13 protein-coding genes and 1 tRNA gene are annotated in these 12,030 nt (G+C 47.5%); 10 read left to right on the top strand and 4 right to left on the bottom strand.

Going from position 1 to position 12,030, the window contains the following annotated elements; translation table 11 throughout:
- The first annotated feature begins 24 nt into the window (after positions 1–24).
- Positions 25–717, top strand: a complete 693-nt coding sequence (locus SFV55_RS00760) for a galactosamine-6-phosphate isomerase (protein WP_320027529.1) — start codon at positions 25–27, stop codon at positions 715–717.
- An 89-nt stretch (positions 718–806) separates the two neighbouring features.
- Positions 807–1,328: a YfiT family bacillithiol transferase gene (locus SFV55_RS00755; RefSeq protein ID WP_320027528.1), complete on the top strand. Its 522-nt coding sequence runs from the start codon at positions 807–809 to the stop codon at positions 1,326–1,328.
- A gap of 202 nt (positions 1,329–1,530) precedes the next feature.
- On the opposite strand, the gene SFV55_RS00750 is transcribed toward SFV55_RS00755, so the two are convergent.
- Positions 1,531–1,953 (bottom strand): hypothetical protein, encoded by a 423-nt coding sequence (locus SFV55_RS00750; RefSeq protein ID WP_320027527.1) that lies wholly within the window; start codon positions 1,951–1,953, stop codon positions 1,531–1,533.
- Positions 1,954–2,073: 120 nt separating this feature from the next.
- Complete coding sequence (locus SFV55_RS00745) at positions 2,074–2,811, bottom strand: hypothetical protein (protein WP_320027526.1); 738 nt, start codon at positions 2,809–2,811, stop codon at positions 2,074–2,076.
- 265 nt (positions 2,812–3,076) lie between these two features.
- Between SFV55_RS00745 and SFV55_RS00740 the strand changes: the two genes are divergently transcribed.
- Positions 3,077–4,558: a magnesium chelatase gene (locus SFV55_RS00740; RefSeq protein ID WP_320027525.1), complete on the top strand. Its 1,482-nt coding sequence runs from the start codon at positions 3,077–3,079 to the stop codon at positions 4,556–4,558.
- 124 nt (positions 4,559–4,682) lie between these two features.
- Here the strand turns inward: SFV55_RS00740 and SFV55_RS00735 are convergent.
- Positions 4,683–4,754 (bottom strand) — tRNA-Arg (locus tag SFV55_RS00735).
- 247 nt (positions 4,755–5,001) lie between these two features.
- On the opposite strand from SFV55_RS00735, the gene SFV55_RS00730 reads away from it, so the two are divergent.
- The 6 genes from SFV55_RS00730 (at position 5,002) to SFV55_RS00705 (ending at position 9,483) form a co-directional block, all read left to right on the top strand.
- Positions 5,002–5,751, top strand: a complete 750-nt coding sequence (locus SFV55_RS00730) for a DUF1080 domain-containing protein (protein ID WP_320027524.1) — start codon at positions 5,002–5,004, stop codon at positions 5,749–5,751.
- 173 nt (positions 5,752–5,924) lie between these two features.
- A complete protein-coding gene (locus SFV55_RS00725) occupies positions 5,925–6,479 on the top strand; it encodes a Uma2 family endonuclease (RefSeq protein ID WP_320027523.1) in 555 nt (184 codons plus the stop codon).
- 76 nt (positions 6,480–6,555) lie between these two features.
- Complete coding sequence (locus tag SFV55_RS00720) at positions 6,556–7,143, top strand: c-type cytochrome (protein ID WP_320027522.1); 588 nt, start codon at positions 6,556–6,558, stop codon at positions 7,141–7,143.
- A gap of 319 nt (positions 7,144–7,462) precedes the next feature.
- Positions 7,463–8,038: a DUF6992 family protein gene (locus SFV55_RS00715; RefSeq protein ID WP_320027521.1), complete on the top strand. Its 576-nt coding sequence runs from the start codon at positions 7,463–7,465 to the stop codon at positions 8,036–8,038.
- Positions 8,039–8,176: 138 nt separating this feature from the next.
- Entirely contained in the window at positions 8,177–8,668 is a 492-nt protein-coding gene (locus tag SFV55_RS00710; RefSeq protein WP_320027520.1) for a hypothetical protein, read from the top strand.
- Positions 8,665–9,483: a hypothetical protein gene (locus SFV55_RS00705; protein ID WP_320027519.1), complete on the top strand. Its 819-nt coding sequence runs from the start codon at positions 8,665–8,667 to the stop codon at positions 9,481–9,483. The genes SFV55_RS00710 and SFV55_RS00705 overlap by 4 nt, the downstream gene beginning before the upstream one ends.
- Here the strand turns inward: SFV55_RS00705 and SFV55_RS00700 are convergent.
- The gene (locus SFV55_RS00700; protein ID WP_320027518.1) at positions 9,480–11,363 is read right to left on the bottom strand and encodes a helix-turn-helix domain-containing protein; all 1,884 of its coding nucleotides are present in this window, start codon (positions 11,361–11,363) and stop codon (positions 9,480–9,482) included. The genes SFV55_RS00705 and SFV55_RS00700 overlap by 4 nt on opposite strands.
- 175 nt (positions 11,364–11,538) lie before the next feature.
- Between SFV55_RS00700 and SFV55_RS00695 the strand changes: the two genes are divergently transcribed.
- Positions 11,539–12,030 (top strand): RDD family protein (locus SFV55_RS00695; RefSeq protein WP_320027517.1); only part of this gene is annotated, 492 nt, incomplete at its 3' end.

The following is a 12,030-nucleotide window of genomic DNA, read 5'->3' as shown; positions in this document are numbered from 1 at the left end:
CAGTTTGGGCCAAAAACCACCCTTATGCACATTCAACACTTCGACTCAGCAACAGCCCTTGCCGCCACCGCCAGCCAAATCATCCTGCAGGCCATTCAAAAGAAACCCAATTTGCTGCTTTGTGCGGCTACTGGCAATACACCTACAGCTACCTACCAAGCGCTGGTAGCCCAAAAATCCCTTTTCTCTGCTGACCAATTGCGCATTTTTAAACTGGATGAATGGGGTGGAGTTCCCATGGATCATCCGGGTACTTGTGAATCCTACCTTCAGGAACACTTGATTCGACCTTTAAACATTCCTGCGGATCGCTACTTTTCCTTCCAAAGCAATCCTGCTGATCCGCAAGAAGAGTGTGCCCGGGTTCAACAATTGTTAGCACAGGAAGGGCCAATCGATTTGTGTGTGTTGGGCTTGGGAGTCAATGGCCACCTGGCTTTTAATGAACCTGGCGCCTATTTACAACCGAATTGCCACATTGCCCAACTTACAGAAGACTCACTGGGGCACAGCATGGCCAAAGACATGCAAGATGTGAAATTGTACGGCCTCACTCTGGGGATGGGTGATATTTTGGCGGCCAGGGAAATTGTATTGCTCATTTCCGGGGCAGCAAAAGTGGAGATCACTCAACGTTTGTTGGAAGCTAAAATCAGCAGCCAATTGCCAGCCTCTTTTCTGTGGCTTCATTCCAATGTCAAAGTTTTGATTCAATGATTTTTCCGCAGCACTTGCTTTATTGCTTTATTTTTTAAAATTTTGAAGTCCTATCAATCATTTATTATACCCAAACATACACTCAAACTATGTCTACAGACCTATCTTCTCTGCAGTACCCGGTTGGCAAATTCGTCAAGCCGGAAACCGTAACGCCTGCCATGATTGAAGAATGGATTGCTTATCTCGAAAAATTCCCGCAGGTATTTCGGAACGCAGCCGAATCTTTAACCGAAACCCAACTGGATAGCCCCTATCGGCCTGATGGCTGGACCGGGCGGCAGGTGATTCACCACGTGGCAGACAGTCACATGAATGCCTACATTCGTTTTAAGTTGTCATTGACCGAAGATTTTCCCACCATCAAACCTTATCTGGAAGACCGTTGGGCGACCTTGCCGGATTCAAAATTGCCAATTGAAGTGTCTTTGCGAATTCTGGAAGATGTCCATACCCGTTGGGTTTGTGTGTTAAAGGACATCAAAGATTGGGAAAACCAGGGCTATTACCATCCTCAATTTGGGACGGTGAAAAACCCATTAGGGAAGGTGTTGGCCTTGTACCATTGGCATAGTCGGCACCATTTGGGGCATTTGGAGTTGCTGAAATAAAGGACACAAAGCGACTTTTTAAGCACAAAGGACACCAAGGCAGCACAGAGGACACAAAGTTAGACGTTGACAACGCTTTGATTTTAGGGTTAGACTAGATTTAATCTCTAGATTTATCTTGCGTCAATGTCGCTCTCTTTGTGTCCTCTGTGCTGCCTTGGTGTCCTTTGTGCTAAATGGAAGTAAAACACTTTGTGAACTTCTAAGTCCAGGCCTGACCGATGGTCACCTTGATTTCCGGGGTGATTTTGATTTTCATCCGAACAATCAAGGGATCATTCAGTGGATTTCCCGTACTGCGGTACAGGGAATAAGTGCTCTTGATGGTGGTAAAAACCGAGACCATCGCGGCACTGCCTTTGTTTGCTTTCAGGATTTCATCCAGCTTTTCGGGTGAAAAATCCTCGTGTTTGCCCCGCATTTCTACTTCCAAAGAAGGGCTCAAGGCTACCGTCAAGGAAAAATTGATCATTTCCAATCCATATGCCTGCATACGTGGGAAAATGCGCAGCCATTCTTCAATGAGTTGGTAGCCACGTTCTTTGGCGTTTTCGCCAAGGTTACCTGCTTGCTCCATAATGGCATCGGAGGCTTCCTGGAATGCTTTTTTCAGTCGGTCGATCATGATAAAAGGTTTAGGGAGGTTTAGGGAGGTTGAGGAAGGTTGAGGCTCCGCAAGCGACATTGACAATACTTCTCGCGGAGCCTCAACCTCCCTCAACCTTCCTAAACCTTCTCAACTTTCCTAAAAACTTATTTGTCCTTCCAATTTGGCTTTACCTTCCATGATGTCCAGCATGGAGTTCTCAACGGTTACGGTATTGCCGTCAATTTTGGCGTTCGCCATTTTGGCTTTTTTTACCCGATTGGGGAGATTGTAGATGGTGGTGTATTTGGCCGTGCCCAGAAACATTTTCATCATCTCCATATCTTCACCACTTGGCTGGTTTTCAGCTTTGGGGGTAGGGAGGCGCGTGAGCGATTTTTTGGCCAACTTAAAGGCCACTCCGGCGGGTGTCAGGCCTTCAGTTGGCATACCGCCCATTTCGCCAGCACCTTCTTTCATGACCGTACCCAGATTTTTGTAGAAAAACTCAATGTCTTCCATTTTGTCAAAATCGAGGCTCATTTGCATGACCAGTTTTTTCTCGGATTCGCTCATCTTCATGGTCATTTTGGCTTTGTCCCAAAACTTGGCGTCTCCCGTTTGTGCTTTAAGGTCGGCGGGCATGTCCTTGAAGTAGATGGTGGTGTCTTTTTCCATCTTGTCCATACCCAATTTTTTCTGGGCATCTGCATCCGCGCCAGCCTGATTCATCAAGTCTTTGAGCGAACCCAGTTGCAGGATTGAACTCATGTCGATGGTAATGGAGTACAATCCTTTGCCACTTTTATTGAGGGTCAGTTCTTCAATGACATTGATACAGCCCGATAATAAAAGTGAAACAGAGAGCAGCAATCCAAAGACTACTAGTTTTTTCATGTCAGTTTGTTTTTGGCAATTAAATAACGCAGAAAAATTAAGTTCCCGATTTGGGTTTTGAATAGGAAGTCGAACGGTTCACTTCAAGGGAGCTTCCTATTCAAAAGCCTCAAAAAAAACCGGGAAGTAATTTTTTGCGTCATAGAGAGTTTAAAATTAAAGTTTTTGCAGCAGAAATGTCGATAGTTTAGACTGAGGTCAAAACTATATCGATTTTCAATCGTTTTCTTTTCTTCTAACAAGCTTTTTAAACGCTTCCGCACAGATGAATTCCATTACTACACTAGGTGCCTTAAAGGCCAGCAATTATCGTGCAAAATCGGTAAAAGAAGAACTCCGGGCCAACCTGATTGACAAAATCAAAAAACGGGAAACAGTTTTTGAAGGAGTGATTGGTTTCGAAGACACGGTTTTGCCCGATATCGAACGGGCAGTGCTTTCCCGGCACAATATACTTTTGTTGGGTTTGCGTGGCCAGGCCAAAACCCGGATTGCCCGCTTGTTGATCAATCTCCTCGACGAGTACATTCCCGTAGTTGCCGGAAGTGAACTGAATGACGATCCCCTGAATCCCATCTCGCGTTACGCCCTGGATTTGATCGCCGAAATGGGCGATGACACCCCCGTAGAGTGGCTGCACCGCAGCGCACGTTATGTGGAAAAACTGGCCACGCCCGACGTAAGTGTGGCCGACCTGATTGGAGATGTGGACCCCATCAAGGCTGCTACCTTAAAAATGGCGTATTCGGATGAGCGGGTGATCCACTTCGGGCTGGTCCCCAGGGCGCACCGCAGCATTTTTGTGATCAACGAATTGCCGGATTTGCAGGCGCGGATCCAGGTTTCCTTGTTCAATATTTTGCAGGAGGGCGACATCCAGATTCGGGGTTTCAAACTGCGTTTGCCCTTGGACATCCAGTTCTTGTTTACGGCCAACCCTGAAGATTATACCAACCGGGGCAGCATCATTACGCCGCTGAAAGACCGGATCGAAAGCCAAATCCTGACCCACTACCCGAAAACCATCGAAATTGCCCGCAGCATCACCCAGCAGGAAGCCCGCCTGACCGCAGAGCAACGCGCGCAGGTGTACGTGCCGGATTTGCTGCAAATTTTGTTGGAGCAAATTGCTTTTGAAGCACGCGACAGCGAATTTGTGGATTCAAAAAGTGGGGTTTCTGCACGTTTGACCATCTCGGGTTACGAAAACCTGGTCAGCACTGCCGAACGCCGCCTGTTGATCAACCGGGAAAGCAAAACGATTGCCCGCCTCACCGATTTTTGGGGTGTGGTGCCTGCCATTACCGGGAAAGTCGAATTGGTATACGAAGGTGAGCAGGAAGGCCCTTACCTGGTGGCCATTAACCTGCTAGGTAAGTCATTGAAAAAATTGTTCCTCGATCATTTCCCCGACCCGGACAAACTGCGCAAAGGCCGCGACCGCGATCCATACGGGGTGATTCGTGCCTGGTTCAGCGGTGGCAATGCCGTAAATCTGCTCAACGACATGAGCGACAAGGATTACCGGGCGGCGCTGGATGGGGTAGCTGGCTTGCGCAAATTTGTAGAATCCAACCTCGAACAAGTGCAAGGCGATGAGCAGTACTTGTACATGGAACTGGTGCTGCACGGCCTGGCTGAATTCCAGGTAATCAGCAAGGATATGTTGGAAGCGAAGCTGTCGTTCCGGGATACCTTGGCGGATATGCTGGGTTCGGATGATTTGTTTGATGAGGATGATGAGTAAGTAGGGGGGAGGTTTTGCCACAAAGTCACCAAGACACAAAGTACTAATCATTAGTATCTTTTTGTTTTGGTGACTTTGTGGTGAAACGATCAAAATGTAGAGTGGAAGGTATATGTAATAGTAGTGGTCCCAACAGGAATCGAACCTGTATCTAGAGTTTAGGAAACTCCTATTCTATCCATTGAACTATGAGACCCATTCAAAACGCCTGAACAAAAGTAGAAAATAGTTCAAAAACCCAAGATAAGATTTTTTCAAAAAGCCGGGCTTCAGCTTGGAAACACTTCTGCAATCGTGGTAGTTCCCCGTACGTTTATCTTTGGCAGTTGCAGGAATAGCGGATTTTTGTTAATCTAGCAGCTCGAAAGACTTTATGCAAACAAGGTTGCAGCACATAAAGTCTAATTATAAACAAACGTCATAGAACTCAAAAAACAACAACAATGACCAGACTTTTTTCAATGCTAGTTTGTTTCCTTGGACTCAGTGTAGTGGCCCTGGCTCAAATTGCGCCAAACCAACAGCCTAAGCCTGAGCTTACCGAAGTATGGGAACCAGAGCCCCGGGTGGTGACACCTGGCGCAATGGCCAAACCACCATCAGATGCCATTGTTTTATTTGACGGCAAAAACCTGGATGAGTGGGTTGCTGCTGCGGACGGCAAACCCGCTGGCTGGAAAACCGACGGCACTGCCATGACCGTAGTCAAAGGTACTGGAGCCATTCGTACCAAAAAAGAATTTGGCGACATTCAATTGCACATCGAATTTCGTCCACCCGCAGTAGTGGAAGGCAATGGCCAGGGACGGGGCAACAGCGGCGTCTTTTTGCAAGGCCGCTACGAGTTGCAGGTTTTGGACAGCTACAAAAACCGCACCTACTCCAATGGCCAGGCTGGCTCGATTTACAAGCAATCCATGCCATTGGTGAACGCCTGTTTGCCTCCCGGTGAATGGCAAACCTACGACGTGATTTACACTGCACCTCGCTTCAACGCAGATGGCATCAAAATTACTCCGGCGTACATTACCGTAATCCAAAACGGTGTACTGGTGCAAAACCATACCGAAATCCGCGGCACCACCGAATACATCGGCATGCCCAAAAACGTTGCCCACGGCAAAGGCCCACTGGAATTGCAGGATCACGGCAACCCAACCAGTTTCCGCAACGTGTGGGTCCGCGAACTGTAGGGATAACCCTGCGTGGTTATCCCTACGGCAACCACAAAGGGTTGCCGCTACGTGGTTATCCCTGGGCAAGGGCAACCACGTAGCGGTGCCCGTACGGTAGTCCAATAATGGCATCCAATTCATTTTGGATGCCATTGTTATTTTTTATATCTTGCCTACAAAACGAGCGTATTATGTCCGTGCAAGTTCAAAAACGTTTATTCACTGTCGAGGAGTACCATAAGATGGCTGAGGTGGGGATTTTGCCGGAACGAGGGGTGGAATTAATCAACGGGGAAATAATGAACATGAGCCCAATCGGAACTAAACACTCAGCGATGGTGGACAAACTTGTTCACTTGTTGTCCAAAAAAGTAGATGAGCATATAATTCTGCGGATTCAAAATCCTTTTTTAGCAAATGATTTATCGGAACCAGAGCCAGACATAACCCTCTTAAAGTATAGAGCAGATTTTTATGATGAAGCACTTCCTCAGGGAAAAGACATCGTGCTGATTATCGAAGTAGCAGATACCACTCTAGCCTATGACACCAAAGTGAAACGTGCTTTGTATGCAAAGAGCGGGGTGCAGGAATATTGGGTGATTGATTTGAATAAGCAACAGATTTACGCTTACAGGCAAATTGTGGAGAATGTTTACCAGCAGAATGAAATATATAAAGTCGGTGATGCAATTGTAATAGAGCATCTTACAGTTGAGATTGAGCTGTTTAAAATTTTTAGATAAGCCATAAACGAGTAAATGATACTTTTTTTGCCACCTCCCTCCCTTCCCCACTGTCTAACCCCCAAAACACCTAAACATGAAACCGTACTCAATTGTACTGCTGCTCTGCGCGAGCTTGCTTGCGCTCTTGTGGTGCACCCCCGACGTCAAAACTGACCTGGTAGAGGTCAAAGCGCCCACCCAGGCCGAACTGGTCAAACGAGGTGAATACCTGGTGACCATCAGTGGTTGTGACGATTGCCACACGCCCAAAGTGATGGGACCGAACGGACCAGAATTGGACATGAAGCGCCGCCTTTCCGGCCACCCACGTGAAATGCCTTTGCCCAAAGTGACCAATCCAGAAATGGCCAAACCCGGTGAATGGGTCTTGTTTGGCCCGATGTTGACGGCTGCTGTTGGTCCTTGGGGCACTTCTTTTGCCGCCAACCTGACCCCCGACGATACCGGGATCGGCAGCTGGGATTACAAGCAATTTGAAAAGTGTATCCGTGAAGGCAAATCCAAGGGGATGGACGGCACCCGGCCACTGTTGCCACCGATGCCCTGGTTCAACTTTGCGAAGATGAGTGATGAGGATTTACAGGCGGTATTTGCGTATTTGAAGTCTTTGCCGGCGGTGAATAACGCGGTGCCGAATCCGATTCCGCCGGGGAAGAGTTGATAAAAAGCCAAAGCGACACTTTATTGCTCACATAACGAGGGAGCAGCTTCGCTGCTTTTTTAACACGACGTCACAACGGAACGATGACACGACGGAATGGCTACCGCCACGACACGACGCAAAGCGTCGTTACAGCGCGAAGCGCATAATCGTCGTGTCGTCGTTGCCTTGTGACGTCGTGTTAAAAAGATTTGGCGAAGCCGAATCCATTCGTTCCGTAAATGATCATAAGGTCCTCGTTACCAACAAAATCAGCTTGACTAGCCAAGAAAAATCACTGCAACTGTTCAGCGGAAACCCGAACTTTACCCTAAAAAAGATGAAACTCCACCATACCCGCTACCTCATCTCTGCTTTTACCACTCCACTCCGTTTGAATGAACCCTTTGATGAAATTGTGGATTTCGACCGTCGGTTTCGGGGCATCCTGCGCCGCCATTTGGCTATTCTGGCCTGGTGGAGCATTTTGAACATCCTGTTTGGCCTCTTGGCCTTGTTTTTCCTGCACGGCCAATTGTACTATTTTGCGATGATGAACATGGTATGGGGAGTGATCAACCTACTGGTCGCGATGCTGATTTTTTACCACGCCGTTTTTCGCCACTTTCAAAAAGGCAATGCTTTTGAACGATTTGAGGCCCAACGGCACGTCGAAAAGCTTCTTTTGCTCAATATAGGACTGGACTTTGCCTATTGTTTCATTGGCTTGCTGCTGCGTGAACATGGCTTGATTGCAGGAATAAATCTCCCTGACTTGTGGTGTGGATTTGGCTGGGCGGTAATTGCGCAAGGGATTTTTTTGTTCAGCCAGGATGTGTGGGTATACCGACTGCACGCGGCCAATTTTGAAAAAGCAGCACCGTTTTTGAAGGAGGTAATCATGGATAAGGATTGATCAATCATTTTTTTCATCGGACAATTGCCATTGTATCTCTCCAAATTCGATCATTTTAATCGAAAATAACCTGGACTTAAAGTGCATGTGCTTTATAAAGTGGACCTATTGCTGTAGTTTTAAGGTAAACTCATGCCAATGAATCCAGCTCAGCAAGCCTTATGGGGAAAAATCCTGCACTTTGAACTCAACGACCCGCAGTCTGCTTTTCCCTTTGTGCAACGCCTTGCTTTGGAGAATGGCTGGAAATTGGAATTTGCATTCAGAGCCATCCTGGAATACAAAAGGTTCATGTACCTCTGTTGTGTTGCCCCTAGCCCCATGACACCCTCCGATGAGGTGGATCAGGTGTGGCATTTGCACTTGATTTACACCCGCTCTTATTGGCACGATTTCTGCCGCGACACCCTTCAGCGCGACATCCACCACGGCCCCACCAAAGGAGGAAAGGCCGAGGACACCAAGTACAACGACTGCTACAGCAATACCCTGAAGCTTTACGAAGCGCATTTTGTACAAGCGCCACCCGCCGATTTGTGGCCAGCTGCTGAAATCCGTTTTGCGCCACTGAATTTTCGCCGAATCAATTTGAATCAATATTGGATATTATCTAAAATCTTCAAAAAATGATACCAGACATCAAACAACTTTCGCCCGCTGAACTGCTTTTTTTGCAACGCCCCAACCGCCTCTACGGCCGCCAAATGATGCGCCTCACCCTGCTTGACCTGATCATGAAGGAGGTGTTGCAAGTTCATAGTGTAGAACCCGGGGCAGCCAAACCCGTTTATTATTTGACCACCGGACCGTATTTTGTCCAATACCCGCCACTGGTGCACGAAGAGCCATTTTTGCTGCCTTTTCAAACCGGGGAGCAAAAAGTAGAACTGACTTTGCTGATCAATCTTGTAGCTCAAAAAACAAAATCCTATTACGGCTACCAATTCAATTTTGTGCGCAAAACGCCCAAGATTCAGTCCATCATGCCGGCCAGTTTTTGGAATGCTTTTCACAGCTTTCCGCTGACCACCGAAGGCAAAGAATTGCGCAGAGACCTTAGTCAACGCCTATTAGAAGGCCAGCAAATCGTTGCTGCTTCGTTGAGACAGGGCCAATCAGATTTGGCTCAATTGCCTGCTTTATTGGGATCCGGACTCCTGCTGATTGGTAATTTGGAGCAAACCCTCAGCGGGGGGACTTACACCGAAAGTTGGTTGAATGAACTCACCAGCGCCTACGAACCCCTGGGCCGATTGTTCAACCGTGAAGACAAAGATGGAGGAATGATGGGTGCCTGCGGGGCATTTGCAGGCGTGAGCGATTCATTTGGCAGTTGTGGCAGTGGCGGCTGTAGTGGTAGCGGATGCAGTGGAGGCAGTGGATGCAGCGGCGGAAGTGGCTGTGGTGGCGGTGGAGGTTGCGGCGGTGGAGGTTGTGGCAGCTAAACCTTCACCGACTGGAAAAATTCACTCGGCGACTGGTTGGTGATCTTTTTAAAAGAACGATTGAACGCGGTTTTGGAATTGAACCCCACCTCAAAAGCAATGCTCAACAAGGTGTAATGTTGGAAATGGGGATCCTCCATCCGGCGTTTGAATTCCTCAATCCGGTAGGTGTTGATGAAATCAAAAAAATTGACATCGTACCCTTCATTGATCACTTTGGACAACAAATAGGGCGGCATTTTGAGCATGCTGGCCAATTCATTGAGGGTGAGTTTGGGGTTGGTAAAAGGTTTGTGTTGGGCCATATAAACCTCCAGTTGCTGCTTGAGGCGTTGCAAATTTTCATCGCTGAGTTCTTCACTTTTTTTCTCACTCAAATGCCCCGCTTTCACCTCTTCGATGGGAATTTCCGGAATGGTATTGAACAGAGAAACGGGCTGGGCCACCTTAAAAATCTCCGGTTGGTGGATGGCGAAATAACCCAGTAGGTGGGGAATGATGGAAAAAATCAGCCAGATCATATCGGCACTTTTTTCCGTAAACAACCATATCTCGTTGTGGCTGAGGAAACCAATACCGGCAACCACCAGGGTAAAAGCCCAGAGCAACAAACAAACGCCCATGATGATCAACACCGTGAGCAAAAAATGAAGGTTTTCTTCAAAGGAATAACTGCGTTGCGACTGTTTGCGGTAGCCCTGAATGGCATGCAAAGACAGGTAGGTGTAAAAGGCATTGGAAAACCAGCCGAAAACCGCCACCGCATTTACGGCCCACCAGCCCTGTGCATCGTGGCTCACCACATCTACTTTGAGGGCGGCGACTTCCGCCAAAAAGAAAGGGGTGTAGGCAAAAATTTGCAGGGCACTGGGAATAAAATGCAACAATACCCGGGCTGAGAATTGATCACTTTGGAACAATAAGCGCCGCACGTACAAATAAAAAGCCGGAGGGTAGGCCAGCAACAAAAAGTCGGGCACAAACTGCAAGAAGGGAAAAACCTGTGCTATATCCCGCTGATTGCCCACCGTCCTTATCAACAAAATGGAAGAAACAAAAAATAGCAAAAAAACCAACCAACGATTGGCCTTCCGGTTAAAATCCTGAATAGTCGGGATAGCCAAGACCAGTAAAAAGCCTTGTAAGGCCGCAAACAAAATGATGATGTCGTACCAGGCAAAAGCCAAAAAATTGCCCGAACCCGATAAGTCTTCCCAGGTGGCAATTTCAAATTCCAGCGGCTGATTGGCCTTGATTTGATTGCGGAACAACACCCGGTTGGGCCGCATGCGACCATTTTCCTGTCCTTCCACCGAGGCCCAGGTGCCACGGGTAAACTTGAATTCAATCCGCTCCAATTCGGTGGAAAAATTGACGCGGTAGCTGCCATTGGCCTGGCGGTACAGGCGGTGCGCTTCATCACGGGAATTCCAGTTGTTGAAGTTTCCGGCGAGATAGAGGGTTGCATCGTGCGGGGTATTGGCCGGAATTTGTTTGATGACCATCTGGTAAAAAGCCCGCTTTTCCCAGCCTAGCACTTCAATTTGGACAAGCTGCTGCCTTGGCGAATAATCGTATTTGCGGCTGGGGATAAAGGTACCCGTGGAATCGCCTTCAACATAGGCCCAACTTCCCTGGGTGATTTTGTATTCAAAATGCTGAAGCTCCTGATCCAGCTCGATGAAATACAGACTGGATGATTGTTGGCTGAATTTGAATGCTGGGTCCCCCGGATTCCAATTGTTGAAGCTGGCTGCCAAATACAAACCCGACTCTGGTAAAGGCAGAGTCGCTTTAATCCTTACCTCAAGGCGGATTTTAGCCAACGCCAAGGCGCTGCAACTCAGCAATAGAAGGGTTAGGAAGCCTACTCTTTTCATAGTTGGGACTGTTGAGCGAAAGATAATGAATTGCCGGGCAATTTAATAGAGCGAAATCCCTGTTGAGTTACAGGTGTTTAATTCAAAGAACCTGATTTGCATCCAAAGGTTGAACTAGCAGTAAAAATCAATAAAAATGCTATGTTTGACTTTTGCCTGGCTCAAAATAAATGCAATGTCAACAAACACAACAAAAAACATCGGACCCAATCTCATCCTCAGGAGAATAGCAGCAGCACTGCTCGACTATTGCTTCGTTGTAGGCTACGCCATGCTGCTCTTTGGACTGATCGCTTTACTGTTTGGTGTTGAAAAAATGGGAAGCTTGGAACTCAGTCCGGTAGCCGGGCAATTGATTGCTTTTTCAACGCTTACCCTGCCAGTGTTCCTCTATTTTTTTCTTCAGGAAAAAAGTGCCCGAAAAGGCACGATTGGCAAACGGGCTTTGCGGCTTCAGGTGGTGATGATCCAGGATTCTGCTAATCATACCCGAGGCATTTTGATCCGAACCGTATTGAAATTTCTGCCTTGGGAAATTGCGCATTGGGGAATCCAATGGATGGCGTTTTATACCAAAAAAGGGATGGAATTACCCATTTGGGTTTGGATCATTTTGGTTGTGCCGCAGGTAGTGGCTTTTTTTTATTTCGTCAGCATGTTGTATACC

The sequence above is a fragment of the Haliscomenobacter sp. genome (assembly GCF_033763495.1).
Taxonomy (GTDB): Bacteria; Bacteroidota; Bacteroidia; order Chitinophagales; family Saprospiraceae; genus Haliscomenobacter.
Note: the sequence above shows the minus strand (reverse complement) of the source record. Positions and strands in the feature narration are given on the sequence as shown.

Coding starts and splice junctions, on each gene's coding strand:
- SFV55_RS00740 (WP_320027525.1), top strand. CDS start 3,077: ATGAATTCCATTACTACACTAGGTGCCTTAAAGGCCAGCAATTATCGT.
- SFV55_RS00705 (WP_320027519.1), top strand. CDS start 8,665: ATGATACCAGACATCAAACAACTTTCGCCCGCTGAACTGCTTTTTTTG.
- SFV55_RS00730 (WP_320027524.1), top strand. CDS start 5,002: ATGACCAGACTTTTTTCAATGCTAGTTTGTTTCCTTGGACTCAGTGTA.
- SFV55_RS00710 (WP_320027520.1), top strand. CDS start 8,177: ATGAATCCAGCTCAGCAAGCCTTATGGGGAAAAATCCTGCACTTTGAA.
- SFV55_RS00725 (WP_320027523.1), top strand. CDS start 5,925: ATGTCCGTGCAAGTTCAAAAACGTTTATTCACTGTCGAGGAGTACCAT.
- SFV55_RS00750 (WP_320027527.1), bottom strand. CDS start 1,953: ATGATCGACCGACTGAAAAAAGCATTCCAGGAAGCCTCCGATGCCATT.
- SFV55_RS00755 (WP_320027528.1), top strand. CDS start 807: ATGTCTACAGACCTATCTTCTCTGCAGTACCCGGTTGGCAAATTCGTC.
- SFV55_RS00760 (WP_320027529.1), top strand. CDS start 25: ATGCACATTCAACACTTCGACTCAGCAACAGCCCTTGCCGCCACCGCC.
- SFV55_RS00700 (WP_320027518.1), bottom strand. CDS start 11,363: ATGAAAAGAGTAGGCTTCCTAACCCTTCTATTGCTGAGTTGCAGCGCC.
- SFV55_RS00715 (WP_320027521.1), top strand. CDS start 7,463: ATGAAACTCCACCATACCCGCTACCTCATCTCTGCTTTTACCACTCCA.
- SFV55_RS00720 (WP_320027522.1), top strand. CDS start 6,556: ATGAAACCGTACTCAATTGTACTGCTGCTCTGCGCGAGCTTGCTTGCG.
- SFV55_RS00745 (WP_320027526.1), bottom strand. CDS start 2,811: ATGAAAAAACTAGTAGTCTTTGGATTGCTGCTCTCTGTTTCACTTTTA.